The organism is Kangiella koreensis DSM 16069 (genome assembly GCF_000024085.1).
Lineage (GTDB): Bacteria > Pseudomonadota > Gammaproteobacteria > Enterobacterales > Kangiellaceae > Kangiella > Kangiella koreensis.
On the sequence record NC_013166.1, the window covers coordinates 2459111 to 2484754 of the forward strand.

A 25644-nucleotide genomic window follows, 5' to 3' on the forward strand; every position below is an offset into this window, starting at 1 on the left:
GACAAAGGAGACCTTATGAGTGAATGTTTATTTTGTAAGATTATTGCTGATGACATACCTAGCGACAAGGTCTATGAAGACGATAAAATTCTAGTGTTTAAGGATATCTCTCCTAAAACACCGATACACTTATTGATGATCCCTAAGCAGCATATTGACAGCCTGGCTGAAGTAACCGAGCAGGATGCTGAGATCATGGGGTATATGATGACCAAAGTTCCACAGGTAGCTAAGGAAGCCGGCTTAGAGGGTGGTTTTAGAACCGTCATAAATACAGGTGATGATGGCGGTCAGGAAGTGTATCATATCCATATTCATATTTTGGGCGGCGCTGGTCGCATGCCATTTGTATAAGCTTAAAGCTTGAGGTAAAAGCATGAAACCTGGTATTTGGGAATTACTCATACTATTAGTTATTATTTTGTTGTTATTCGGCACTAAAAAGTTACGCAATGCTGGAGGCGATATTGGCTCAGCATTCAAGAACTTCAAAAAAGCGGTTAAGGATGAAGACAAACAGGCTGCCGACAAAAATGTCGAAGACCAATCTGAAGATGCTGACTTTGACAACAATCGTCCGCGACAGGAGCAAGCTGAGCAAAGTTCTACTGATAACAACCAAGACAAACAGTCCTGAAACTTTCTCATCGATAACCACCAACCCTAATTATGCCTTTTGATATTGGTTTTTTTGAACTATTGCTGATAGTGGTCATCGCGCTAGTAGTGCTTGGCCCTGAACGACTGCCTAAAGCAATGCACACAGTAGGGCGCTGGGTCGGCAAAGCCAAGCGTGGCTTTAGCCAGTTCAACCAGCAAGTGTCCCGCGAACTCGAACTCGAAGAAATGAAGAAGCGTATTGCTGAACATGAGAAAATGATCATGGAGCAGACTGAATCTGATGAAGAATTACAGCGCCTGCGCGAAGAGGCACAGGCCACTATCGCTAAAGCTGAGCAGGCCTTAAAACAAAGCGAGCAAGCTCTGGCTAACGAACAACAAAAACTCCAGTCATCCAACCCAAGTTCAGATAAGCCATCCTGATGAGCCAAGATTCAGAACAACCTTTAATTGCCCATTTGCTTGAACTGCGTAATCGTTTGTTACGCATCGTTTTAGTCATCGTTTGCCTTTTTATTGGACTAGCCTTCATTGCCAATGAGCTTTACCTTTTGCTGGCTAAACCACTGATCGAACAATTACCCTACGGTTCCAGCTTAATTGCCACCGATGTTACATCGCCATTATTTGCGCCTTTTAAATTAGCCTTTGTTACCGCGTTTTTTATTGCCATGCCCTATGTGCTGCATCAGATTTGGATGTTTATTTCACCGGGCTTATATCAAAGCGAAAAGCGCTTCGCGATTCCGCTACTGCTATCCAGCATCATCCTGTTTTATGCAGGGATTGCCTTTGCCTACTTTCTTATTTTTCCTATTATTTTCGGTTTCCTATCCAGCATTGGTCCAGAAGGCATCAACTATCTACCCGATATTAATAGTGTCTTGTCAATCGCTCTTAAGCTGTTCTTTGCTTTTGGATTAGCCTTCGAAATTCCGATCGCCACCATGTTATTAATATGGTCAGGCATGGCCAGCCACCAGTCGCTCAGCGATAAGAGGCCCTACATTGTGGTCGGCGTCTTTATCTTCGCCATGCTACTGACACCACCCGATGTTATTTCTCAGGTATTGCTTGGCATCCCAATGTGGATTCTGTTTGAACTAGGCCTGATATTCGCCAAGCTGTATGCTCCCAAAGCTGCTCAGGAAAATACCGAAGAATCCAAAGATTAAGTGCATAAATGAAACATCTTACCGCCAAAAAACTAAAATTAGTGATGAACCTGTGGCCCCCCTTCTGGGGTTCCGGGATTAAAGTTCTGGAGCTGGATGACGAGTGGAATTACGCCAAAATCCGGCTGCGCAAATACTGGTTCAACCGTAATTACGTTAATACCCATTACGGTGGCGCACTGTTTTCAATGACCGATCCTTTCTACATGTTGCTACTATTGCACAAGCTGGGACGTGACTATGTGGTGTGGGATAAGAAGGCTGAAATCAAGTTTATAAAACCAGGCCGCAAAGATGTTTTTGCTGAATTTAAACTAACCGAACAAGACTTGCTGGATATCAATCTGCAATTAAAAGAGCAGGATGTTATTGAGCCGGTATTCGAAGTAGATATTCTTGATGAAGATGGCCTGCTAATCGCAAAGGTTTGGAAAACCATCCATATCGCGAAAAAGCAGGCTTCAAAATAAGGAGCCAATCAGTCGGCTCCTCTTTTAATTGTTAAGCTCTACCGCACAAAGTGCCATTCGGTTTGCCTTCCTGCTAAATAGACAACTTTTTCACCATCAAATAGAGCTGACTGTTCCAGCATAATCTGAACCAACTGACCATCCCACTCAGGCAGTGCCACTTTAACATTCCCTTCAATGGCGTAAGCGGTGTTCGGATAAAGTTTTCTATCGCCCTTTACAGGTGTCGGTCCTTGATTATCCCACATGCCAATCGTTGGTCCGACAGCGTGTCCAACGTATCCCAATGGGTGAGTATAAGTGCTGGACTGTAGCTTTTGTTTCTTAGCCACTGCCTGAGTTGCTTGTAGGATCTGATTCCCGGTACGACCCGTTTTAAATTCACTGGTTAGTATATCTTGCCAGTGATTACCCTTTGCCAATGCGTCTTTTAGCCCTTTCGGCACCTGGTATTCACCGAACCTGCCCACATACCCCATCTCTTGAGTATCGGTACAGAGCTTCAAGTAGCATAGACCGACATCGGTGTGGATGATGTCGCCCGGCATAATGACTCGGTCACTTTTACCAAAGAATGGCGACTCTGGATCATTACTGTCGCCCTTACGCTGTACCGTCACATAAGGCTGAAACCAGGGCTTAACCCCAAGCTCCTCAAAACGCTCGCGAATATACCAGCTAACATCCTGATCGGTAGTCACCCCGGGAGTAATAACTTTGGTTGAAAATGCTTCAGCGATAACACCTCTGGCTATGCCAACAATTTGCGGATAAACCTCTTTCTCTGGCTCAGTTCGAGTTTCAAACCAGCGAATAACCAACTCTTCAGAGCTAACCACACGTTTTTGTAATTCTGATGGCAGGTGGTTCATGAGTGTTTTGTATAGTCCCTGTGACAAACCATCGGCGACCGCCCATTCTTCACTGACATTGATACCAATCTTTTTCGGATCATATTCACCGATAATTTCCGCTAGACGCTGCCATTGCTCTTGATCACTACCGCCTTGCCAGCGGCTTTCATAAAAGCCTACAATTGGATATCTGCTTACACTAAATCGCTCCACCCCTTCATCGGTTCTAACAAAGACCAGAAGCGTTGTTCTTCGCGCCGCAAAAGTTGGCTCAGGAACCAAAGTATAAAACAGTGCATCTTCACCGTACTCCCTGTTAATAACAAGCCACATATCCAGCTCTGACTCAGCCATCAATTCGGGCAACAAGACATCAAGTCGATGTTTTAACATTTCATTTATCGGCTCTGCTCGGTCACGATGAGCAAGCACTTGTGGCACGACAGTCTTGTTTATGCCTTGTTCAAATGTTTTACCATGTAGCGCATTCAAAGACAGTAATCCAATAACCCCAATCAATAATCGCACAGTAAGTTTCATTTAATTCTCCCAGAGAGTGGATCGCCATTACGAATGGTTGAGGAAATCCTACCATAATATTTGTCACTTCAATGAATCGCTTATATTAAAGAACTTCATCAAGCAATAAACCTGGCTTTGCTGTTATCTATAAAACTCTTGGGATTTGCTCAAAAAATACGCTAGCATAAAGTGACGGTCATATTTGCATTGTATGTATCGCTTATTGATGAAGGAAGACTTTAATGAATCAACCTTTTATGGGTAATGACATCTCAACAGAATTGATTGCCACTTTGCCAGGTGCAGTCTACCGCCTTGAATACAAAGGGGATGAATTCCGTTTTTTATACATCAGTGATGGCATTGAACAACTCTGCGGTGTTACGGCCCAACAAGCAATGGCTGATATTGAGTCTATTTTTTCCCTGATACATACCAGTGATTTTGACCGAGTCATCACTGAAAGCCTGACTACCGCTCAACACGGTGTTGTCTGGCACGGTGAATTTAGAATGTGCTTAAAAGACGGCCGCACTATCTGGGTAGCGGCCTATGACCGTCCTCAAGTTTTTGATGATGGTTCTATCATCTGGACCGGCTATGTCATCGACAATACTGAACACAAAGATCTGCACAAGGCTTTGGAAGAGAGCGAAGCTAAATTCCGCGCTTTTGTGGAAACCGCCAACGATATCATTTACAGCGTCTCTGCCGATGGTTGCTTCACCTATGTGTCACCCAACTGGACCGATAAACTGGGCCATGAGACCTCCGAAGTTCTAGGCCAACATTTTGCTCACTTTGTTCATCCTGACGATGTTGATCGCTGTACCCAGTTTTTGGTTCAGCTTTATGAAGAAGGCACCAAGAAAAGTGGACTTGAATATAGAGTACGACACAAGAACAACTACTGGTGCTGGCACACCACCAATGCTTCGCCGATTTTAGACAAAGATGGTAAAGTGACCTCAACAGTCGGCATCGCCCGCGATATCACAGAGCGCAAGTTTATCGAGCAGCAAGTTGAACATCAGGCGCATTATGACACACTGACCGATCTTCCCAATCGCTCACTCTTCTCAGATCGCTTGGAGCAAGCCATACGGCTGGCCCACCGACAACATGAGCAACTAGCGCTCCTATTCCTTGATTTAGACAAATTTAAGCCCGTTAACGACAATTACGGCCACGCTATCGGCGATATCCTGCTTCAGCAAGTTGCTCAAAGAATGAAAGATTGTCTTCGCGAGTCAGATACTGTCGGCAGAATTGGCGGGGATGAATTTTTAGTTCTGTTACCTCATGTCGAATCTGTCGATAGCGCTACCCATATTGCCGAGAAGCTGTTACAAGCTATTTCCAGCCCTTTTCGAATCAACCGTATTGATATTGAAATTTCCTGCAGTATTGGAATTGCGCTTTACCCCACTCATGGCAATACCGTGTTGGAGCTAATTCAAGTAGCCGACCAAGCGATGTACAAAGCCAAAAATCAAAAGGGTAATCTGGTTTTTGTAGCTGATTAAGCACAGATCTAATCGCAAATAAACACATTTTTACATTTCATTTGCTCATTTAAGCTTGTGCTTATGCCCCCATCTCGCATAAAATGAATGAACATTCATTTTACTTTCTATTCTATGCCTAAAAGACAGCAAATCCTTGAGGCAGGGATTCGTTTATTCGTTGAGCGGGGCCTGCAAGGCACTTCCATGTCGCTACTGGCCAAAGAGGCTAATGTGGCAACTGGCAGTGTTTACAATTACTTTGACAGTAAAGAGCAGCTAATCAATGAAATCTTTTTATATGTGAAGAGACGCGAAGCAGAATTTCTGCTTGAGCATTATCATTCACAGGACAGTTACGAACAAAGGTTCAAGGAGCTTTACCGCTCAACGATCCAGTTCATGCTGGATAATTGCCTTTACTTCCGCTTCAGTCACCTTTATGGACTATCTCCTGTTATTGAAGATAAGACTCGGGAGCAACTACTCCACGTGTTTGAGCCTTTCATCAAGCTCTACCAAGAAGCCTATGATCAGGCAATCATCCGTGTGAACACCATTCCTGATACTCACATTCAGATCTATGGTGGCTTTAGCTATTTTATGCATTGGCAATACCTAAACAACCAATCAATTAATGAGTCACTGATCGAGCAAATGGTCGAGTTCGCTTGGGCCGCTATTAAAAATTGAAATCACTGAAGGATTTATTCCCCATGAAATATGCTGTAATTATTAGCGCACTTTTGGTTACTTTTACAGGTAATGCAATGGCTGCCGACGAGGCCCAGCAACCAGTACCAGTACAAGTCACAAAAGTTACCGCAGGAAAAACTACGTTAACCGAAAACCTACCAGGCCGAGTACTGGCAATTCGTACCGCAGAAGTACGCGCCCGCGTTGATGGCATTCTGGAAAAACGCATTTTTATCGAGGGGCAGGACGTCAAGAAAGGACAATCACTGTTCCAAATTGACGATCGAATCATGAAAGCCAACTTAGCTGCTGCCCACGCAGACCTGAATACAGCCAAGGCGCAACAAAAGCTTACTAAACAAACGCTCAAGCGTTATGAGCAACTGTTAGAACAAGGCGCGGTTAGCCAACAGGAGTTTGATACCTACCAGGCACAAAGCCTGCAGGCCGATGCCCAGGTTGAACAAGCTAAAGCCCAATTGCAAAAAGCTCAGATCAATCTAGATTATGCCACTGTTGAAGCACCTATTTCTGGTCGTATTGGTCGAGCACTGGTGACCGAAGGAGCGCTGGTCAGCGCTAGCTCTGCCACCCATTTAGCCACCATTGAGCAGTTGGACCAGGTCTATGTTGACTTCACTCGATCAGCTACCGAAATCAATCAGTTGCGTGAGCTTTTTGCTAATTCTGAAGCAACCGATGCGACTTCAAGAGAGGTGCAAATACTGTTTGCTGACGGCACTCCCTATAGCCACCGAGGACAATTAGAGTTTTCCAGCTTATCGGTGGATCCAGATACAGGATCAGTTGCTCTTCGCGCAACGGTAAAAAATCCAGATTATCAATTACTACCCGGTATGTTTGTCCGCGTAAAAGCTCCTGTTGCCGATTCATCAAGCTTGGTGCAAGTGCCCCAGAAAGCAGTCCAGCTAACAGGACAAGGTGCGGTCGTCAAAGTCATTCAAAATGGAAAGCTCGCTTTCCAACCGGTTGAGCTCGGTCCTATGATGGGGCAGAACTGGGTCATCAAAAGCGGCCTTAAGGCCGGTGATCAAATCATCACCAGCAATACCCAGTTTCTGCAACCTGGGACCCCTGTACAAGCGATGTCCGCTCCATCAAATAGCTCGCACACACAACAATAGGGATAATAGACAATGGCACAGTTTTTTATCAACCGGCCCATTTTTGCCTGGGTGATCTCGCTGTTAATTCTGTTGGGTGGCACCTTAGCAGTGCAAAATCTGCCGATCATGGCTTACCCTGATATTTCACCACCCCAGGTCACAATCAACGCCACCTATCCGGGTGCTTCGGCTAAAGTGATCGAAGACACGGTAACCAGCGTCATCGAAGAAGAGATGAACGGTATTGAAGGGCTACGTTATATCAAATCGGAAAGCTCACGCACTGGTACCTCTACCATTATTCTAACCTTTGCAACTGGAACCGATACCGACATTGCTGGGGTAGAAGTTCAGAACCGCTTAAAAAGAGTGGAAGCGCGCCTACCCTCGTCCGTTCGTACTCAAGGGGTGAATATTGACAAAACTCGCCCAGATTTTTTGATGGTAGTATCACTCTACTCGCCTAATGGCAGCCATGACGCAACCGACCTGGGGGACTATATTGATCGTGCCATCCTGGGTGAAATGCGTCGTATTGATGGTATTGGTAGTGCGCAACTGTTCAGTGCTACTTATGCCATGAGAATTTGGGTTGATCCGAAAAAAATGGCTTCTTTTGCCATTACTGCGGACGAGATAGCACAAGCAATCCGAAATCAGAATGCGCAGCTGGCTACTGGCGAACTGGGCTCCCTGCCGGCACCGGACAAGCAGCAAATAAATGCCACTATCTTAGTGCCCTCCAGGCTGAATACGCCGGAGCAGTTCGGCGACATCATCCTGCGCTCCTCATCAGAAGGAGCAATAGTTCGACTTAAGGATGTGGCAATGGTTGAGCGTGGCGCTAATAGCTATACCGCTCAAGCCTTTCTAAATGGTCAGGAGTCAGCAGCATTTGCCTTAAAGCTAAGCAATACTGGTAATGCATTAGAAGCTGCGGAAGCGGTCAAAGCCAAGATGGCGGAGCTTGAGCAGTATTTCCCTGACGATATGTCCTGGGTTGTACCATACGACACTTCAATATTCATCGATGAATCCATTGGCCAGGTTTTGCAAACCTTGATTGAAGCAGTGTTTCTGGTCACTTTGGTGATGTTTCTGTTCTTACAGAGCTGGCGCACCACTATCATTCCGCTCATTGTTGTTCCAGTATCACTTATTGGTACCGGCATGGGACTCTACTTATTAGGGTACTCCATTAACATGCTAACCATGTTTGCGATGGTGCTTGCGATTGGTATCGTGGTCGATGACGCCATTATCGTGGTTGAGAATATCAAAAGGATTATCGATCAAGAAAAGCTTGGCCCATATCAGGCGACCAAAAAAGCCATGAAACAGATTTCTGGCGCCATTATCGGTACCACCGCGGTACTGATTGCGGTCTTTATACCAATGGCATTTTTCTCTGGCTCAGTAGGTCGCATTTATCAGCAATTCTCTTTAACCATCGTATTAAGCGTTTCCATTTCCGCCTTTTTATCACTGTCTCTCAGCCCTGCCATTGCGCAAGGCTTTTTAAAAACAGAAACCAAAGAAAAAAAGGAGTGGGCTTTTTTCCGCTGGTTCAACCAAGGCTTTAACTGGTTTACTGAAACCTATATGAGCCAAGAGGAGAAACTGTTCAATAAACGCGGTCAGCTCATCACAATGGCTATCTTTGTGGTTATCTGCGGGCTGGTGGGTTGGCGTTTTGCCAGTATGCCAACCGGTTTCGTACCTTCGGAAGACCAAGGCTTCATTGTCTCCTCTTCCTTGATGCCTTCAGGCTCAACCCGTAGCCGTACTCTTGAGTTGACCCAGAAGACCGATGCCTGGTTCTTAGAACAACCCGAGGTGGAGCGGATTATTACAGTCGCCGGCTTCAGCTTTTTTGGTACCGGACAAAATACATCGATTACCTTTGTTAACCTTAAGTCTTGGGCTGAGCGCGAAGGTATGCGTAACGCAGACCAATTTGCGGCAGCCGCTACTGCCGAATTTATGAAATATTCAGAAGGCTCGACTTTTGCGTTCAACATGCCCCCCATTCCGGGACTTGGTAACAGCAGCGGTTTTGACTTCCAGCTACTGGACAAGTCTGGAGTAGGTACCGACCAGCTTATGGGCGCCGCATTCCAACTAGTAGGCATGGCCTCTCAGTCTGGTAAATTTGCTGAAATTCGCCCCGATACATTGCCGCCTGCTCCACTGCTGACCATTGAAGTCGATCGCATCAAGGCACGCTCATTGGGCGTTGATATCGGCGAATTAAACAGTACTCTACAAATTGCTCTCGGCTCAGCCTATATCAACGACTATGTAGAAGGGCAGAAAGTGCGTCAGGTCTGGTTGCAGTCAGACGCTGAAACGCGCTCAACACCTGATGAAATCCTGACCATGCAAGTGCGCAACGATCAAGGCGATCTGGTCAACCTTTCGGAAGTAGCAAAAGCCCAATGGACCGAAGCACCAGCTAAGCTCACCCGTTACAATGGCTCACCCTCGCTACCGATAACCGGTAGCGGCTCCCCCGGGGTCAGTTCGGGTGAAGTACTTGCGCTGATGGAAGAATTCGCACAAACGCTCCCCAAGGGGCTGGGTTACGAATGGTCGGGGCAATCACTAGAGGAAAAAGTCGCGGGTAATCAAACCACCCTGCTGTTTTCCTTATCATTCCTGGTGATCTTTCTGGTTCTGGCTGCGCTATATGAAAGCTGGTCAGTGCCACTCTCGGTTATTCTGGTCGCCCCGCTCGGGATCCTGGGCTCGATCATTGCTGCATTTATTGGCGGCTTACCCAATGACATCTATTTTAAAGTTGGACTGATTACCATCATCGGCCTATCCGCAAAAAATGCCATTTTAATTGTTGAGTTTGCTCGTGAAGCTGAAGGAGAAGGCAAGAGCCCACTGGAAGCAGTAACTGAAGCCTGTAGGCTTCGTTTGCGCCCCATCCTAATGACCTCATTGGCCTTTGTCATGGGAGTGCTGCCTCTGGTGCTTGCCACCGGAGCTGGCTCAGCAAGCCGTCAAGCAATCGGCACCAGCGTGGTTGGCGGTATGATTTCAGCTGCAATACTTGCCATTATATTTGTACCAGTATTCTATCTACTGGTGCGCAAGATTTTCCCACGCAAACTAAAACATTATGAAATGGCTGCCAGAGGAATGGAGATTAATGATGATTAAAACAAGTTTAACGCCTTTAGCGGCACTATTCATATTATCGGGTTGTCTATCCATGGCGCCCGATAATGAGCAACCAGAATTACCGGTGGCTCAAAACCTGACCATTTCTGAGCAAGAAACAGACGTTGCTGAGCAGCTAATGTTAAGTGAATGGCAAAACTTCTTTACCGATGACAATGCCAAAGCTCTGATTGCTCAAGCGCTGGAGCATAACCGTGATTTACGGATAGCAACAGCACGCGTGGCTGAAGTTAAGGGTCGTTACCAGATCCAATGGGAAGAGTTTATCCCTGGTTTCCGCGGCGAAGTCAGCCAAACCCGCGGCAGGGACTTGTCGACCTTTACTGGCGGTAGCGTCATGTTCAATCGCTACGATGCACAGGTTGGTTTAGTTTCATATGAACTAGACTTGTTTGGTCGCATTCGCTCATTAAGCGACGCTGCTTTAAATCAATTCTACGCCACTGAGCAGGCCGAACGCTTCGTGAAAATTTCTGTTATCGCAGAAACTGCTAACGCTTATTATTCCTGGCTATCAGCAAAAGAAAACCTGAACCTTGCACAGCAAACACTTAATAGTCGCCAGGAAAGCCTGGATCTGATTCAAAAGCGCAAAGACAATGGCATAGCCAGCGATCTGGATTTAGCGCAGGCTCAAGCTGCTTTGGCACAAGTATCAGCGCGCAAATCTCAGCTAGAACGCTTATATACCGTTTCGAAAACCAATCTTGAACTCTTAATTGGTACACCGCTTAATCAAGTATCAATGACCGATAGCCAGCAGATGCCAGAGATGATGAGCCTGGAGTTGCCTGACAATATCAGCTCTAACGTGCTTCTAAGCCGGCCTGATGTGTTAGCAGCAGAACACCAGCTGTACGCTGCCAACGGTAATATTGGCGCAGCGCGGGCTGCCTACTTCCCCAGCTTGCGTTTAACTGGAGATTTCGGTTTTGCCAGCAACGAGTTCGATAGTTTGTTTGATGGTGATTCAGAAACCTGGACTTTCATGCCCTCCATTTCTGTACCTATTTTTGGTAATGCTCTAAACGCTCAACTTGACGTCGCCAAGGCGCAGAAAGAGCAAATGGTGGCAAGCTATGAGCAAACCATCCAACAGGCCTTTGCCGAAGTCTATCAGCTGATGGTAAACCGCAAGAGTTATGATGATGAGCTCAATGCCAACCTTGATCTGGTTAAAGCCCAAAAACGCCGCCTGTATTTGGCTGAAGCGAAATACAAAGCCGGGCTCGCCAGCTACCTTGAAGTGTTGAGTGCGCAGCAGGATCTATTTGCAGCTGAACAAGCTAAGCTGGAAAGCGAACGCGCCCGTTTAGCCAATACCGTCACCCTGTACAAAGCACTGGGTGGTGGGGATACCGTTAGTCAGTAAATGTCTAGACGACTTTTTGCAAAAATATAAACGCCCGATTAACCTCGGGCGTTTTTTTATTGTGTGTTATTTATCCCCAAGCATAATTCCAATCCACTGAGTTTCTTTATTGGCATCAAGGAAGATTTTTACAATGATGGTCAATGGTACCGATAGCAGCATACCAACAGGCCCTAATACCCAGCCCCAGAACAATAATGATAAGAAAACAACTAGTGTTGAAAGACCTAAGCCTTTACCCATAAATTTAGGTTCTATGATATTACCGACAACAAAATTCACTGCCAAATAACCTGCGGCAGCCAATAAGGGCGTAGATAAAGTATCGGAGGTTAACCAGGCTAGCAGTACCGCTGGAATGGCGGCAATAATTGAGCCGATGTTAGGAATAAAGTTGAACATGAATGCAATTAAGCCCCACAGAAAGGGATACTCCACACCGATCAACCATAGCCAGAGGCTGATAATAGCGCCAGTCAATAAACTTACGACTGATTTGATCGAAGCGTAGCGTTTGATTTTTGAAATTACTTCCCCCAACCCAAGGTGCGCTTTACTTTCTACATCTGGGAAGGCACGTCTCATTTTGTCTCCAAAAATACTGGCTTCCATCAATAAAAAGATAGAGGTCAGGATGATTAAGAAGGTATTACTCAAGACACCGCCTAAGCCGTTCAAAATAGAGGCCGACAAATTCATCATGACACCAGGCGAGAAACGCTCAGCCAATGGTGTTTGCGGCACTTCCACGCCATGTCCCGCGAGCCAGACCACAAGCCCCTCAAATTTTGCCCGCAGCATCATTTCATAGCGAGGTAGGTTATTGGAAAATTGCTCGACAGAGTTGCCGACCAGGGTACCGATAACAAAAAAGAACAGGCTCATAATGACCACCACCAAAATTATGGCCAGCCAATCGGGCATATCTTTTTTAATAATGGGCAGTTTTACTCTGGCAAAGAAAAAATAGAGCGGTCCTAAAATGATCGCCACAAACAATGACAAAATAACCGGTACGATAAAGACACTGGCTGCTTTTAATCCGGCAATAATCAGAAAAGTTGCAGCGATGGCGACTAACGCACTGGTAACTCTGGAGGTTTCTGCTGACATGGTATTCCCTTTTTGTTATCTCTTTGATTTATAGTCGAATTAGTTTATAACATCTTACAAGGTTTTTTCTAATGCCAATCAGACTTTATGGCGCAATCTGCACAAATACAATTTATTGATATTGGGGTCAATCTCACCAGCAATCGTTTCGATAAGGATCGAGAGCAGGTGCTTGCACGCGCTTTAGAGGCCGATGTGGAAGCCATTATTATCACTGGCACCAATGCTCGAGAAAGCCAGCAAGCGCTGGAACTTGCCCAGCAATATGAACATTGCTATGCCACCGCAGGCTGCCATCCGCATGACGCGGAGCGAATGACTGATGCTGAACTTGAAGCCATCAAAGCACTGCACAAAGTGAGCAAAGTAGTAGCTGTTGGTGAGTGCGGACTGGACTTTAACCGTAACTTTTCTACTCCCGACAACCAGATTCAAGTATTCCGGAAACAGCTAGAACTCGCTTGTGAACTACAAAAACCACTGTTTCTGCATGAACGCGATGCCAGCGATACCATGCTGGAGTTATTGCAGGAATACCAAGCTGAGCTACCACCAGCCGTAATTCATTGCTTCACTGGCTCTGAGCAGGCTCTGGAGCGGTATTTAGAGCTTGGGCTATACATTGGTATCACTGGCTGGATATGCGATGAGAGGCGCGGACAGGAACTTGCAAACATGGTCCATCGAATTCCTGACGACAAGCTGATGCTCGAAACCGATGCACCCTGGCTCACACCGCGAGATCTGAAGCCAAAACCAAAGGATGGTCGGAATGAACCCATGTTTTTATCGCATATCGCGCAAAAAGTAGCTAACTGTCGCCAGCAGAGCTTAGAGCATGTTGCCAGCATCAGCTATCACAATGCAAAACATTTTTTTGGACTCAAGTCCTGACTCATATTGAACAGAAGGGAAACCTAGTGGCTAATCAGTTTTCATTATTCAAAAAACGATTCTTTTCATCCTACTTTGTCACCCAAGCATTGGGGGCGATGAATGACAATATCTTCCGGCAAGCAATCATTATATTAATATCTTTCAAGGTTGCCTCTGAAATTAATTTCAGTGAAAACATTATGACCAATATGGCCGCTGGCCTATTTATACTGCCGTTTTTCCTTTTTTCCGCCACCGCAGGACAAATTGCTGAAAAATATGAAAAGTCTGCGCTGATCAGAAAAATAAAACTGTTTGAAATTATAGTAATGATGTTTGCAGCTATTGGCTTTTACTTTAACAATATTTGGTTCTTATTATTTGTGCTCTTTTTAATGGGCTTTCAGTCCAGCTTATTTGGCCCGATCAAATACAGTATCTTACCGCAACATTTAAAAGACAGTGAGCTATTGGGTGGTAATGGCCTGGTCGAAATGGGTACCTTCCTATCAATCATTATTGGTACCATTATTGGTGGAGTTTTAATGGAGCGAGGAGCAAGTGGTATGCAAATCCTCAGCGTCTTATTAATTACCCTGGCAGTTGTCGGTTACCTTTTCAGCAGAAGAATTCCTACAACGCCGTTAGCCCAGCCAAATCTTAAAATTAACTGGAATCCAGTAACAGAAACCTGGAAGACCTTCAAATTTGCCCGCAAACAAAAAGTGGTGTTTCTATCCATTCTCGGAGTTTCCTGGTTCTGGTTTTATGGCAGCGTTTTCCTGACCCAGATTCCAAATTTCACCCGCGTAAGTTTGAATGGTAATGAGCTAGTAGCAACATTGATTTCTGCTTGCTTCTCAGTTGGTATTGGCATTGGTTCGGTTCTTTGTGAAAAACTTTCGGGCCGGAAGGTAGAGCTAGGCCTAGTTCCTTTTGGTGCGATCGGCATGACCTGGTTTGCGATAGATATTTTCCTCGCTAACCCATATAGCGGCTATCAGGGTCTTTTATCACCGACAGAGTACTTGTCTCAAGATGGTTCCATTCGAACTCTGCTGAATTGTGCCTTTGTCGGTATCTTTGGTGGTTTTTATATAGTGCCGCTATATGCTTTGATTCAGGAGCGTTGCGAGCGCTCACATCTGTCGCGCGTTATTGCAGGTAACAATATTCTTAATGCCTTGTTTATGGTCGTCGCCGCGGTGTTAGGCGCAATATTACTTGGTAACGGCATGACCATTCCTCAATTCTTCTTACTGGTGGCGATTCTTAATGCCTTAGTCGCTATCTATATTTTCACTCTGGTACCCGAATTCTTGATGCGTTTTCTGGTTTGGATTCTGATTCACACCATTTATCGCGTGCGCAAAAAGGAGCTGGATAAAATTCCTGATGAAGGTGCCTATGTCCTGGTATGCAACCATGTCAGTTATGTGGATGCATTAATCATTGCAGGCTCTATTCGCCGACCCGTACGCTTCGTGATGTACCATAAAATTTTTAAGATTCCAGTTTTAAGCTTTATTTTTCGTACAGCTAAAGCAATTCCTATCGCCGGGGCCAACGAGGAGAGAGAGCTACTGAATAAAGCCATGTACCAAATTGCTGAAGCACTCGATAATGGTGAAGTTGTCTGTATTTTCCCAGAAGGAAAGCTAAGCACTGATGGCGAGATGAATGACTTTAAGTCTGGAATTGAGCGTATAATCGAAACGACTCCTGTTCCAGTCATTCCTATGGCGCTACAAGGTCTATGGCAAAGTCTATTCAGCCGTAAAACGGTTAATAAGTTTATCGATCGTTTAAAACGCTTAAGAACAAAGGTAACATTAGTGGTTGGCGATCCGATCGAACCTGGAAAAGTTTCCAAAGAATATTTACAGGAAGTGGTTAGTGAACTTCGCGATAACAAACCTTAATAGGATTTATACAGTATGAAAGTTTTAAAGTACGGTTTCATCTTTATTGGCACTCTTTTCTTGATACTGGTTGCCATAGGAATTTTCAAACGAGATTTTGATAGTAAGGCTAGCGTGACTATCGAGGCGCCGGTGCAACAGGTTTTTGCTGTCTATAACAATCCACTCTTATTGAATCATTGGCTGGCAGAATTCCACTCCCTGGAGAATGTTAGCGGTTCTTTGAATGAAGTAGGCAGTGAGTGGACTATGAACTACAAATCGGCCGAGGGTAACTTAATTAAGATGCAACATACTTTGACTTCCTATGTGGCTAATCAACAAGTTGGTTATGACTATGCTAATGAATGGCTAACCGGTCAGACGATGGTTACTTTTGAAGCGGTGGACGACAAGACAACTAATGTCACCATGGTGCAACAGTATTCAGGCAAAGGCATCGTGCAAAATGCGATTTTATTTTTAATTCAGGGAAGCATTGAAGAGGTCAATCAGGACAATCTTGAAAAACTCAAAAAACTGATTGAAGGGACCTCTCCTGACGAACTCAATGGCGAAGTCGATTATTAGATTGTTAATAGAGCTTTAAACTTTTAAATAAAAAGTAACAGGTCCATCATTGATGAGATGGACCTTCATATCAGCTCCAAACTGGCCGCACTCAACTTTGTCATATTGATTACGCGCCTGTTCAACAAAATAACCAAATAACTCTTTGCCTTGTTTTGGTGGTGCGGCTGAAGAAAAGCTTGGACGCAAACCACTATGTGTATCGGCTGCAAGAGTAAATTGCGGTACCAAGAGCAAACCACCGCTCACATCCTGTAAAGATAAGTTCATCTTACCCTCCGCATCTCCAAACACGCGATACTTCAAGATACGCTGGAGCAGCTTATCAGCAGTGACCTGGTCATCATTTTTCTCAACACCCAGTAAAACCATCAGTCCCTGATCGATTGCCCCAATCGTTTTACCATCGACAACCACTTTAGACTCCAACACACGTTGCAATACAGCTATCATCCGTTACTTACTCAATTCTTATTAATTATTGTTTTCTTGCCCACCATCGTCCTCATAAATCATATCTTCATCATCGACACGCTCTATAATCACACGACCATCTTCCCCTACTCGTTCTTCAAGATTCATATCTTCTTTGACGGTAGCGTATGCTGTCTTAATACATTCTGATTGCACTTCTGCAGTAAGCTCTTGCCCACTTATGCAGCGATCAAATTCATACTGCAAAGCCTCTTCAACAGTGGCATCAAGCATCTGTGCGCGATCTGGCTGACCACCGAATAAATAACTCAAGGCCTTAAGTGCATCGGTACCTTGTGTGGTGGTGCAAGCAGTTATAACAACCAGTGAGACGCACAGTGTCAGCGATTTAATCTGATTCATAGATGACCTTTTTGTAATTTATGGTGTATCTGATTGGCTTGATTGCAAATGGTTGCAATTATTTTAGCCCTCTGCAAAAAGTGTAACGATTTTATTGAGTTATTGCTAACTCATTCACCTAATTTGATCATCACAGACATAAAAAAGCCGCTAACTGCTAAGCAGATAACGGCTTTATAAAGGTCTTTTAAAACTTAAGACGCTTTCGGTGGACGACTCGCACGCTTACGATCAGTTTCCGACAAGTGCTTTTTACGCAATCTGATACTGTTTGGCGTCACTTCAACCAATTCATCATCATTAATGAACTCTAATGCCTGCTCTAGAGTCAACTTAACTGGCGGAGTCAAAACCTGTGCTTCATCAGTACCGGAAGCGCGTACGTTGGTTAACTGTTTGCCTTTCAGGCAGTTAACCGTCAAGTCATTCGAGCGGCTATGAATACCGACAATCTGACCTTCGTACACTTCGTCACCGTGCTTAGCAAACAAACGACCGCGCTCTTGCAAGTTAAACAAGGCGTTAGTCAAAGCTTTACCGGTCATGTTGGCAATAAGTACGCCACTGGCTCTTTGTCCAATATCGCCACCTTTATGTAGTCCATAATGGTCAAACGAGTGATACATCAAACCAGAACCGGAGGTTAGTGTCATAAACTCAGTTTGGAAACCAATCAAACCACGGCTTGGCATCATAAAGTCTAAACGAACTCGGCCTTTACCATCAGGAGACATATTGGTTAACTCCGCTTTACGGGTACCCATACGCTCCATAACACTGCCTTGATGCTGCTCTTCAACGTCAATGGTCACAGTTTCGAATGGCTCTTGGAGCTTGCCATCAATCGTTTTAAGAATTACTTCAGGACGAGAAACTGCAATCTCAAAACCTTCGCGACGCATATTCTCAATTAAGATACCTAAATGCAGTTCACCACGGCCTGAAACTCGGAACTTATCCGGGTCATCAGTTTCTTCCACACGCAAAGCAACGTTGTGTACTAATTCTTGTTGCAAACGCTCAAGAATATTGCGTGAAGTAACATATTTACCTTCTTTTCCAGCAAACGGTGAGGTGTTGACCTGGAAGGTCATGGTTACGGTTGGCTCATCAACAGACAAAGGTGGTAATGCTTCTACGGCGTTTTGATCACAAATCGTGTCAGAGATTTTCAACTCGCCTAAACCAGTAATGGCAATGATGTCGCCAGCATCAGCTGAATCGACTTCATGGCGGTCAAGACCAAGGTAGCCTAGTACCTGGCCTACTTTGCCATTACGTTTAGTGCCATCAGCACTGACAATAGTAACCTGCTGATTTTGTTTTACGCTACCACGGCTCACTCGGCCAACACCAATAACACCTACGTATGAGTTATAGTCCAGCTGCGAAATTTGCATCTGGAAACCACCCTCGGCATTGGCTGGTGGTGGTGCAACATTGTCGACAATCGCTTCAAACAATGGTTGCATATCAGTGCCGGTCGTTTCTGCATCACGACTCGCCCAGCCGTTCAGGGCTGACGCGTAAACCACTTCAAAATCCAATTGATCATCAGTAGCACCTAAGTTATCGAATAGGTCAAAAACCTGATCCATAACCCAGTCAGGACGAGCGCTTGGCTTATCAATCTTGTTGATGACCAAAATCGGCTTCAATCCTTGTGCAAACGCTTTTTGCGTAACAAAGCGTGTTTGCGGCATCGGGCCTTCGGCAGCGTCAACCAACAATAAAACTGAATCCACCATCGACATCACACGCTCAACTTCACCACCGAAGTCAGCGTGTCCAGGGGTGTCGACGATATTAATACGATAGTCATTCCACTTAATGGCTGTGTTCTTCGCCAAAATGGTAATGCCGCGCTCTTTTTCCAAGTCGTTAGAGTCCATCACACGTTCTTGAGGGCCTGCGCGGTCGCCCAAAGTGCCTGATTGCTCCAACAGCTTATCAACTAAAGTTGTTTTACCGTGGTCAACGTGGGCAATAATCGCAATGTTGCGTAACTTATCGATCATAAATTTCTCAAAGGTGAAAAAATGGCGCATATTCTATACTAGATAGCGCCATTCGCACAGAAAATAGTCAGTTTAATTAAAAGAATTCTACAGTGGTTACGACGGTTAACCTAAAACATGATAAATAACAGTTAGATAGGAAGATCAAATCAGATTGTGAATGCAATGATTTTCAACAGGTTTCTACTGACAATCAGAACTAATTCTATTTCTTCCCTCGGTTTTGCTTTGATAAAGCAATTTATCGGCCTTAGACACCAATTGGTGGTAGCTGATATTAAAGTCCTCTTTCAAACTAAACACCCCAATACTTACGGTTAAACTAATATTCTCCCCATCAACGGCCACTTTATGGTTCTCAATATCTTTCCTTAGCTGTTCAAGCATCCTGCAATGTTTATCAGTGTTTCCTCCTGTTAACAGCACTACAAACTCCTCCCCACCGTAGCGTGCATAAAAGTCCGTCTCACGCAGAAAGACCTTCTTTAACTCCTTTGCAACCATCACAATACACTCATCACCAACCACATGCCCCCAGGTATCATTAACTCTCTTAAAATGATCTATGTCGAGCATTGCAAAAGTTAGTGCTGTTCGATTTCGGCACGCAAGCTTGAATGCCTCATTTGCCGCCGCCTCAAATCCACGTCGATTGTATATTTTAGTTAGCTCATCCTCGACACTCATCTTCTCAAGCCTTTCATTCATCGCGATAAGCTCAGATGTTTTTGCAGCAACCTCTTCCTTTAAATTTTCTTGGTATTCTAAAGTTAATTGCTGCGCCTCACGTAGCTGATAGCGAACAGACTCTACTTCTTTGCTGGTATAAATTGAATTCGGTTCTTGAACAATAACTTTATGTGCGGCAAAGCTTTTTACTATTCCCACCAAAGGGTCGGTAATTTGCTTTGATAAACGACGTGTAAAGACCAGTCCTAAAATTGAAATAAGAAACAGGGCGACCATAAGTCGATAAAAATTCTGCTTATAAAAGCCTATTAACTGGCTCGCGTCAGCTAAGGCATATATATTCCAGCCCTGCTTTGAGTCTTCAAAATGATACAGGTAGTTACCAGTAGAAAGCGTCAACACTGGCAAGGTATTGGTAAAAGTTATGGTCTCGTCAACAGGCTCAAATCGACTCAAATTTTCTAATCCTAGTCCATCAGATGCGTAAACTATGCTGTTATTGCTATCCGTTACAATCAAATAGCTTACTCGTCCCTCTTTATTATCAGAACCATCGAATTGGGGCAAGTCCAAAGATCCTTGGACAATCCCTTTAAAATCGCCATTGCGTAATAATGGCGAGCTTATAGCTACTATTGGTGCATGTCCAAATCCTCGACCTTTAAAAGCTGTTGAAATGAAATTTTGTTCGGTTTTTTTAGCCACATAAAAATAGCTACGGTCAGTAACTATTCTTTCACTGGCTGGTAACTGAGTTATTTTATCAAACGCAGTTTTAGGTGAACCATGAATAATACTTCCAGAAGCATCAGCTATGAGCATTGTGAGAAACCCTTCATAGGTGCTGTTCCACTTTTCTAATAGTTCTCGAGTTTTGGTTTCATCCAGTTGAAACTCAACTAATAGTAGCGCCAAACTATCGATTGCATCTCTATGGTGTTGGACATGGCTCTCTATTGAGTCGACATGATTTTCTGCCTTTATCTTTAATAGCTGAGAAATCTGTTTTTCGGCATTATCAGCAGAGCTATCAGATAGAATTAAAGCAACAATCAATGATGGAAGCGCGATACTTATCAGTGAAACCTCAAATATTCGGCTCGACAGCTTTAACGTTGTCCGGGTATAGTTTTTCGAGTACCATGACGCTGGAGCGAAGGGTCTCACCAAAGAAACAATTGAGACGATCAGTATGCCATTAAGCGCCTGTTTGAGTAGAACGACATGAGCAAAGTCTTGCGTACTGACCTCATAAATAAACACGATGACCAAGTATGTAATGGGCAACCCAATCAAGAGCCAAAAGAGCAAATCTGCTACTAATAAGACGATCTCTTTTTTTAAGAGATAATGTAAAACCAGTATTTCTAATATCGAAACAGCAAAAAACCATGGATTACCGGTAGTGATATACAGTCCTAAAGAGCCCAGTATCGATGCCATAAGTGCTGGGGATAAACCTCTGGTGACCAAGCAAAAAATGACAAAAAATTCACCAAGATGCAAGCTCAAATTACCATAAACAGGCAAAACAAAATAAAGATTAGCAATTAATGCTAACGCCCCATATACCAATCCTGAAATATATTGGTTCATAACTCTCCTGTTAACCTGCTCCCATCATTTAGCTTTATTTACTTTCTACTGCTTTTCCATGGTCAATTGATTTCGACCATTTTCCTTACTTTGGTATAGAAGTTTGTCCGCGTTAGAGACTAGCTTATCATAACTAATATTTAAATCTTCGACGATACTGTATGCACCAATGCTCACTGTGATCGAAATAATTGTGTCTTCATAGTAGACTTCATGGTTGGCAATGTTAGTCCTCAGCTCTTCAAGCATTCTTTTATGAACATCCACATCTCCGCCAGCAATAAATACTACAAACTCTTCACCACCATAACGCGCTACAAAATCAGAATCGCGCTTGAATCGCTTTTTCATTTCCTCCGCAACCATAATAATGCATTGATCACCAGCGCTATGCCCCCACTGGTCATTCACATTCTTAAAATGATCAATGTCGAGTATCGCTAACGTTACAGGAGTAGCGTGGCGTATCGACACTGCAAAAGCATTTTTAGCATTCTGATTGAAGCCGCGGCGGTTATAAATCTGAGTTAACTCATCCTGCACACTAACCACTGCTAACTTTTCATTTGCTTCGCGAAGCTCCTTTGTTTTTTCCTCAACTTGTTGCTGTAAGGTTCTTTGATATTCCAACATAAAGAACTGCGCCTGCTGCAACTGATCCCGAACTGATTCAATTTCTGCGCTACTGTAAACAGAGCGTGACTTTTGAGGTATAGGATCGTTTGCGGCAAAATGCTTTACAATATTTTCTAATGGTCGAGTAATTTGTTTGGAGAACCTTCTAGTTACCAGCAAGACAATAGAAGCAATGATCAACAAGCTAACAATCAAGCGATAAAAATCACTTCTATAGGCATCAATCAATGTATCCGGAGTACTTAATGTAAAAATTCTCCAACCACTGTCCGTAATGCTTTTTTTGTATAAATAAAAACTATCATTTAATGCTAATAGAGGAAGTGTTTCGGTATATACCTGCTCTACCTCTTCCACCTTAAACTCGGTTAACCGCTCAAGTCCTAAAGCATCAGAGGCGTAAACCAATTGCTTCTTCGCATCAGTAACAACCACTAAAACATCAAGTGCTTCTGAACCACTTTCGAATTTTTTAAAGTTTGCTAAGTTCAAGGTCGCCTGCACAATCCCTGCAAATGCATCGCTTTCATAATAAGGAGCGGTAATTGCCACTATAGGGTCATTACCGTAGCCTCTTGCCTGGAACACATCCGATATATAATGAGTATTCCTCGAAAGAGGTACTTGATAATAAAGTCTATCATCAACCATCTTTTCTTCTCTTGGCAACTCCCTCAATGTTTTCTCAAAGTCTTCAGGGGCTCCATGGGTTACAAACCCAGTATGATCGGTTATCAGCATAGAGAATACATCTGGATACTGGCTATGCGAGTCCAATAATAATTCTAGTTTGTGGTTACTGTCATAGATTTGCCAGCTGAATGTGTTGGCCAAGTTATCAACCATCCTCTGATGAAATGTTAAATGGTTATTGGTAATTTCAGCGTAATGCTCTGCTTGTACTCCCAACAATTCACTAACCTGTTCCTCTGCAATCTTAGCCGCATTGTTAGACAGAATTAAAGTTATCACCAACGATGGTAAGACAATGCTAATCATCGACAACTCGAATATCCGGTATGATAGCTTTGGCAGCTTGACTTTAACTTCCAGATTACTCCAGCGACGCGGTATGAATGGTAAAAGTAGTGAAGCTGCCGATACCACTATCACTCCGTTCAGCAGCTGCTTCAACATGATGACCTGGATAAAGTCACTGGATGATATGCCATAAAAAACGGTTACAAATCCATAGGTAATTGGAATACCGATCAGCAACCAATAGACGATGTCTGCAATCAGCAACACCCAACCTCTGCGACTCAGTAAGTATAAAACCAGGATTTCAATTAATGAATTGATGAAAAAGGCGGGGTTATGAGTCTCAATATAAAGACCTATTGAGCCTATTAAAGCCGCCAATGCAGCAGGCTTTAGTCCTCTTGTTATAAGACAGAATATGACAAAAACTTGCCCAAAGTGCAGGCTAAGATTGCCATAAAGATGGGCTATGAGATAACTATTGAATAACAAAGCGATCAGGCCATACGTCAATGCATAGCCCAATTCAGTAACTATTTGCTGTTTTTTGGTTCTAGTTTCCAGAATTGCCTCCTGTTGCTAGCACTCCCATAGTAACCTAATCTTTTGATTTACCAAACTTTTTTTGACTTTTTGCCAAGTCATAACATCCCCCTTTAGGTGTTATTTTCAATTTTAAAGGCTTTTAGCCGTTCAGCCTTTGCCTCCAATGGCTTGCTAATATATAATCCCTGTCCATTTTTTGAACACCCTTTAATACTTAACTTATTGATTTTCTAACTATGACTCAAGCTAACTCTGCACAAAACTCGACTACAGCCCCACAAAAACAGCGTAAAGCCGTTGCCTTAATATCCGGCGGCCTGGACTCTTTGCTTGCTGCAAAAGTGATCCAAGAACAAGGTATTCACGTTGAGGGCATTAATTTCTATACAGGCTTTTGTGTCGAGGGCCATACCCACGCCATTCGCAAAAAAGACAAAGATAAGCAGAAACGGAATAACTCATTGTGGGTTGCAGAACAGCTTGGCATAAAACTCCATATCATTGATATCTCGGAGGAATATAAAGATATAGTGCTCAACCCAAAACATGGCTATGGCGCCAACCTCAATCCGTGCCTGGATTGTAAGATCTTTATGGTCAATCAAGCTCAAGCTTGGGCCTGGGCCGAAGAGAATGGCTTTGATTTCATAATCACAGGCGAAGTGATCGGTCAGCGCCCCAAGTCACAGCGCAAAGAAACAATGCCCATTATTGCTCGCGAATCCGGCGCAGATGACCGACTGTTACGCCCTCTGTGTGCAAAAAATCTGATGCCTACTCTCCCCGAGCGTGAAGGATGGGTTGATCGTGAACAACTCTATGGTTTCTCTGGGCGTAGCCGAAAACCTCAATTTGAATTAGCAAAACAATTTGGTTTCGAGGATTTTGCACAACCAGCCGGTGGCTGCTGCTTCTTAACCGATGCAAATTACTCTGCCAAACTTGCCGATCTCTGGGAAGCGCGTGGTGAAAGACGTTACGAACTGGACGATATTATGCTATTAAAAGTTGGACGCCATATCCGCCCCAAACCAAACTTCAAGCTTATTGTTAGCCGCGAAGAAGGGGAAAATAACTTCTTAACCGGTTATAAAAAACAATTTACCAGCATCCACACCGTCAGCCATGGTGGACCCTTGACCTTACTTGACGGCGCTTTTGACAAAGAGGACATTAAGTTGGCAGCACAAATAACAGCGCGCTACTCTGGTGGTAAAAGCGCTGAATCGGTAACCGTTCAGGTAGAAAACTATAATGGCACTTCATATGTCATGGATGTCCCGCCAATGGCAGCGCATGAAGTCAAAGAGGAATGGCACGTATGAGCACAAACCATAAGCTAGATTGCTCAAACCTGTTGTGTCCAATGCCGGTTATAAAAACGCAAAACGCACTAAAAGAATTAAACGAGGGAGATATACTGGAGGTCACCTGCACCGACCCAGGTACATTAAGCGATATCCCCACCTGGTGCCGTATTAACCAACAAGAAGTATTAGAAACCATTGAACATGACAGAACAATCATCTTCACGATAAAAAAAACCGCTAATTAGCGATTTCTTACGGCCTGATGCTCTAGCCAGAATATTTAAACCAGCAATTAAAAGCTACGGTGATTCTATCTGACTCACCAAAGTAAGGCTTTACCTCGTGCAACAACCATGATGGAAATAATACCAACTGCCCTTCCTGTAATTGAACGAGCTTGTTCCCCCTACTAAATTGCCCTCCTAAATTTGTACAGGCCTTATCGATAAAACTCGTCGTACTAATATGTGGTGAAATAAAATTTAGACCACCACTATCGGGGTCATCATTCATTTTATCTCCAGCCTTTACGCAATACACTCCGGACCAAGAAGCCATAGGGTGGTTATGAATACCAAAGTATCCTCCTTTCTTTGTAATATGATACCAACTCTCGCTAGCGATATGTAACTTGCGAAGAGTATCCATATCATACTGATTTAATGTACCTATAAATTGATATAGTTGCGCCCAGCAGAATCTTTGTAGCTCTTGTACGCAATCATCTTTCCAATTAAACAAATCAAAAGAACTTTCAAATACCTCCTTGTTTTTAGTAACAAAACCATGTTGATCTATCTCACTGTTAGCTGCTTTATGCCGGAACAGTTTAGCCAGTTCATTGTTCAACTCGTTATGATCTGGATTATGAGCCACCCCCAATGGAACAGAGAACATTGGTATAATTTCATTTTTTAGTATATTCATTTATTGATATCTTTCTTATACTGAGCTTTATTTGAAATAAATACTATCTCTAACTGTTAGCCTTGGTCAAATTTTAACAATAAATCTT

General features: G+C 43.8%; 23 protein-coding genes. 15 read left to right on the forward strand and 8 right to left on the reverse strand.

Annotation, left to right across the window (positions count from 1 at the left end):
- Positions 1–15: 15 nt before the first annotated feature.
- The 5 genes from KKOR_RS11365 to KKOR_RS11385 are packed head-to-tail and all read left to right on the forward strand — an operon-like array spanning position 16 to position 2266.
- Positions 16–354, forward strand: a complete 339-nt coding sequence (locus tag KKOR_RS11365) for a histidine triad nucleotide-binding protein (RefSeq protein ID WP_015781276.1) — start codon at positions 16–18, stop codon at positions 352–354.
- 22 nt (positions 355–376) lie between these two features.
- Positions 377–637, forward strand: coding sequence for a twin-arginine translocase TatA/TatE family subunit (tatA, locus tag KKOR_RS11370; protein ID WP_015781277.1), 261 nt, complete (start codon positions 377–379; stop codon positions 635–637).
- Between the two features lie 32 nt (positions 638–669).
- Positions 670–1044, forward strand: a complete 375-nt coding sequence (tatB, locus tag KKOR_RS11375) for a Sec-independent protein translocase protein TatB (protein ID WP_015781278.1) — start codon at positions 670–672, stop codon at positions 1042–1044.
- Positions 1044–1796: a twin-arginine translocase subunit TatC gene (gene tatC, locus KKOR_RS11380; RefSeq protein WP_015781279.1), complete on the forward strand. Its 753-nt coding sequence runs from the start codon at positions 1044–1046 to the stop codon at positions 1794–1796. Before tatB ends, tatC begins: the two co-directional genes overlap by 1 nt.
- Positions 1797–1804: 8 nt before the next feature.
- On the forward strand, positions 1805–2266 hold the full coding sequence (locus KKOR_RS11385; protein WP_015781280.1) for a DUF4442 domain-containing protein: 462 nt from the start codon (positions 1805–1807) through the stop codon (positions 2264–2266).
- 38 nt (positions 2267–2304) lie between these two features.
- On the opposite strand, the gene KKOR_RS11390 is transcribed toward KKOR_RS11385, so the two are convergent.
- Positions 2305–3660 carry a M24 family metallopeptidase gene (locus KKOR_RS11390; protein WP_015781281.1) on the reverse strand — a complete coding sequence of 452 codons (1356 nt, stop codon included), beginning with the start codon at positions 3658–3660 and terminating at the stop codon, positions 2305–2307.
- 224 nt (positions 3661–3884) lie between these two features.
- Here KKOR_RS11390 and KKOR_RS11395 point away from each other — a divergent pair, with 224 nt between their 5' ends.
- The 5 genes from KKOR_RS11395 (at position 3885) to KKOR_RS11415 (ending at position 11534) form a co-directional block, all read left to right on the forward strand.
- Positions 3885–5168, forward strand: a complete 1284-nt coding sequence (locus tag KKOR_RS11395; protein WP_015781282.1) for a sensor domain-containing diguanylate cyclase — start codon at positions 3885–3887, stop codon at positions 5166–5168.
- A gap of 87 nt (positions 5169–5255) precedes the next feature.
- Entirely contained in the window at positions 5256–5840 is a 585-nt protein-coding gene (locus tag KKOR_RS11400) for a TetR/AcrR family transcriptional regulator (protein WP_015781283.1), read from the forward strand.
- A 23-nt stretch (positions 5841–5863) separates the two neighbouring features.
- Positions 5864–6988 (forward strand): efflux RND transporter periplasmic adaptor subunit, encoded by a 1125-nt coding sequence (locus KKOR_RS11405; RefSeq protein WP_015781284.1) that lies wholly within the window; start codon positions 5864–5866, stop codon positions 6986–6988.
- A gap of 12 nt (positions 6989–7000) precedes the next feature.
- Positions 7001–10141 carry a multidrug efflux RND transporter permease subunit gene (locus tag KKOR_RS11410; protein ID WP_015781285.1) on the forward strand — a complete coding sequence of 1047 codons (3141 nt, stop codon included), beginning with the start codon at positions 7001–7003 and terminating at the stop codon, positions 10139–10141.
- On the forward strand, positions 10131–11534 hold the full coding sequence (locus tag KKOR_RS11415) for an efflux transporter outer membrane subunit (RefSeq protein WP_228638634.1): 1404 nt from the start codon (positions 10131–10133) through the stop codon (positions 11532–11534). The genes KKOR_RS11410 and KKOR_RS11415 overlap by 11 nt, the downstream gene beginning before the upstream one ends.
- Positions 11535–11600: 66 nt before the next feature.
- Here KKOR_RS11415 and KKOR_RS11420 read toward each other — a convergent pair whose 3' ends face one another.
- On the reverse strand, positions 11601–12647 hold the full coding sequence (locus KKOR_RS11420; protein ID WP_015781287.1) for an AI-2E family transporter: 1047 nt from the start codon (positions 12645–12647) through the stop codon (positions 11601–11603).
- 87 nt (positions 12648–12734) lie between these two features.
- Between KKOR_RS11420 and KKOR_RS11425 the strand changes: the two genes are divergently transcribed.
- The 3 genes from KKOR_RS11425 to KKOR_RS11435 are packed head-to-tail and all read left to right on the forward strand — an operon-like array spanning position 12735 to position 16015.
- Positions 12735–13541, forward strand: a complete 807-nt coding sequence (locus KKOR_RS11425; RefSeq protein ID WP_015781288.1) for a TatD family hydrolase — start codon at positions 12735–12737, stop codon at positions 13539–13541.
- Between the two features lie 26 nt (positions 13542–13567).
- Positions 13568–15445, forward strand: coding sequence for an MFS transporter (locus KKOR_RS11430; protein ID WP_015781289.1), 1878 nt, complete (start codon positions 13568–13570; stop codon positions 15443–15445).
- 15 nt (positions 15446–15460) lie between these two features.
- Positions 15461–16015 (forward strand): SRPBCC family protein, encoded by a 555-nt coding sequence (locus KKOR_RS11435; protein WP_015781290.1) that lies wholly within the window; start codon positions 15461–15463, stop codon positions 16013–16015.
- A gap of 15 nt (positions 16016–16030) precedes the next feature.
- Here KKOR_RS11435 and dtd read toward each other — a convergent pair whose 3' ends face one another.
- The 5 genes from dtd to KKOR_RS11460 all read right to left on the reverse strand — a co-directional run bounded on the left by dtd (position 16031) and on the right by KKOR_RS11460 (position 23154).
- The gene (gene dtd / locus KKOR_RS11440) at positions 16031–16468 is read right to left on the reverse strand and encodes a D-aminoacyl-tRNA deacylase (RefSeq protein ID WP_015781291.1); all 438 of its coding nucleotides are present in this window, start codon (positions 16466–16468) and stop codon (positions 16031–16033) included.
- Positions 16469–16489: 21 nt separating this feature from the next.
- Positions 16490–16852 (reverse strand): hypothetical protein, encoded by a 363-nt coding sequence (locus KKOR_RS11445; RefSeq protein ID WP_015781292.1) that lies wholly within the window; start codon positions 16850–16852, stop codon positions 16490–16492.
- A gap of 194 nt (positions 16853–17046) precedes the next feature.
- Entirely contained in the window at positions 17047–18870 is a 1824-nt protein-coding gene (gene typA / locus KKOR_RS11450) for a translational GTPase TypA (RefSeq protein WP_015781293.1), read from the reverse strand.
- Positions 18871–19053: 183 nt separating this feature from the next.
- Entirely contained in the window at positions 19054–21156 is a 2103-nt protein-coding gene (locus KKOR_RS11455; protein WP_015781294.1) for a sensor domain-containing diguanylate cyclase, read from the reverse strand.
- Positions 21157–21201: 45 nt separating this feature from the next.
- Positions 21202–23154: a sensor domain-containing diguanylate cyclase gene (locus KKOR_RS11460; RefSeq protein ID WP_228638637.1), complete on the reverse strand. Its 1953-nt coding sequence runs from the start codon at positions 23152–23154 to the stop codon at positions 21202–21204.
- Positions 23155–23555: 401 nt separating this feature from the next.
- On the opposite strand from KKOR_RS11460, the gene KKOR_RS11465 reads away from it, so the two are divergent.
- Positions 23556–24644, forward strand: coding sequence for a tRNA (5-methylaminomethyl-2-thiouridylate)-methyltransferase (locus KKOR_RS11465; protein WP_015781296.1), 1089 nt, complete (start codon positions 23556–23558; stop codon positions 24642–24644).
- On the forward strand, positions 24641–24874 hold the full coding sequence (locus KKOR_RS11470) for a sulfurtransferase TusA family protein (protein WP_015781297.1): 234 nt from the start codon (positions 24641–24643) through the stop codon (positions 24872–24874). The genes KKOR_RS11465 and KKOR_RS11470 overlap by 4 nt, the downstream gene beginning before the upstream one ends.
- Positions 24875–24896: 22 nt before the next feature.
- Here KKOR_RS11470 and KKOR_RS11475 read toward each other — a convergent pair whose 3' ends face one another.
- A complete protein-coding gene (locus tag KKOR_RS11475) occupies positions 24897–25556 on the reverse strand; it encodes a TIGR02466 family protein (RefSeq protein WP_015781298.1) in 660 nt (219 codons plus the stop codon).
- Between the last annotated feature and the right edge of the window lie 88 nt (positions 25557–25644).

What these genes read in the sequence shown, in the direction of transcription:
- tatC (WP_015781279.1), top strand. Translation starts at nt 1,044, where the DNA reads ATGAGCCAAGATTCAGAACAACCTTTAATTGCCCATTTGCTTGAACTG.
- KKOR_RS11420 (WP_015781287.1), bottom strand. Translation starts at nt 12,647, where the DNA reads ATGTCAGCAGAAACCTCCAGAGTTACCAGTGCGTTAGTCGCCATCGCT.
- KKOR_RS11400 (WP_015781283.1), top strand. Translation starts at nt 5,256, where the DNA reads ATGAACATTCATTTTACTTTCTATTCTATGCCTAAAAGACAGCAAATC.
- KKOR_RS11395 (WP_015781282.1), top strand. Translation starts at nt 3,885, where the DNA reads ATGAATCAACCTTTTATGGGTAATGACATCTCAACAGAATTGATTGCC.
- KKOR_RS11435 (WP_015781290.1), top strand. Translation starts at nt 15,461, where the DNA reads ATGAAAGTTTTAAAGTACGGTTTCATCTTTATTGGCACTCTTTTCTTG.
- tatA (WP_015781277.1), top strand. Translation starts at nt 377, where the DNA reads ATGAAACCTGGTATTTGGGAATTACTCATACTATTAGTTATTATTTTG.
- typA (WP_015781293.1), bottom strand. Translation starts at nt 18,870, where the DNA reads ATGATCGATAAGTTACGCAACATTGCGATTATTGCCCACGTTGACCAC.
- KKOR_RS11390 (WP_015781281.1), bottom strand. Translation starts at nt 3,660, where the DNA reads ATGAAACTTACTGTGCGATTATTGATTGGGGTTATTGGATTACTGTCT.
- KKOR_RS11405 (WP_015781284.1), top strand. Translation starts at nt 5,864, where the DNA reads ATGAAATATGCTGTAATTATTAGCGCACTTTTGGTTACTTTTACAGGT.
- KKOR_RS11455 (WP_015781294.1), bottom strand. Translation starts at nt 21,156, where the DNA reads ATGAACCAATATATTTCAGGATTGGTATATGGGGCGTTAGCATTAATT.
- KKOR_RS11425 (WP_015781288.1), top strand. Translation starts at nt 12,735, where the DNA reads ATGGCGCAATCTGCACAAATACAATTTATTGATATTGGGGTCAATCTC.
- KKOR_RS11365 (WP_015781276.1), top strand. Translation starts at nt 16, where the DNA reads ATGAGTGAATGTTTATTTTGTAAGATTATTGCTGATGACATACCTAGC.
- KKOR_RS11385 (WP_015781280.1), top strand. Translation starts at nt 1,805, where the DNA reads ATGAAACATCTTACCGCCAAAAAACTAAAATTAGTGATGAACCTGTGG.
- KKOR_RS11410 (WP_015781285.1), top strand. Translation starts at nt 7,001, where the DNA reads ATGGCACAGTTTTTTATCAACCGGCCCATTTTTGCCTGGGTGATCTCG.
- KKOR_RS11475 (WP_015781298.1), bottom strand. Translation starts at nt 25,556, where the DNA reads ATGAATATACTAAAAAATGAAATTATACCAATGTTCTCTGTTCCATTG.
- tatB (WP_015781278.1), top strand. Translation starts at nt 670, where the DNA reads ATGCCTTTTGATATTGGTTTTTTTGAACTATTGCTGATAGTGGTCATC.
- dtd (WP_015781291.1), bottom strand. Translation starts at nt 16,468, where the DNA reads ATGATAGCTGTATTGCAACGTGTGTTGGAGTCTAAAGTGGTTGTCGAT.
- KKOR_RS11445 (WP_015781292.1), bottom strand. Translation starts at nt 16,852, where the DNA reads ATGAATCAGATTAAATCGCTGACACTGTGCGTCTCACTGGTTGTTATA.
- KKOR_RS11470 (WP_015781297.1), top strand. Translation starts at nt 24,641, where the DNA reads ATGAGCACAAACCATAAGCTAGATTGCTCAAACCTGTTGTGTCCAATG.
- KKOR_RS11415 (WP_228638634.1), top strand. Translation starts at nt 10,131, where the DNA reads ATGATGATTAAAACAAGTTTAACGCCTTTAGCGGCACTATTCATATTA.
- KKOR_RS11465 (WP_015781296.1), top strand. Translation starts at nt 23,556, where the DNA reads ATGACTCAAGCTAACTCTGCACAAAACTCGACTACAGCCCCACAAAAA.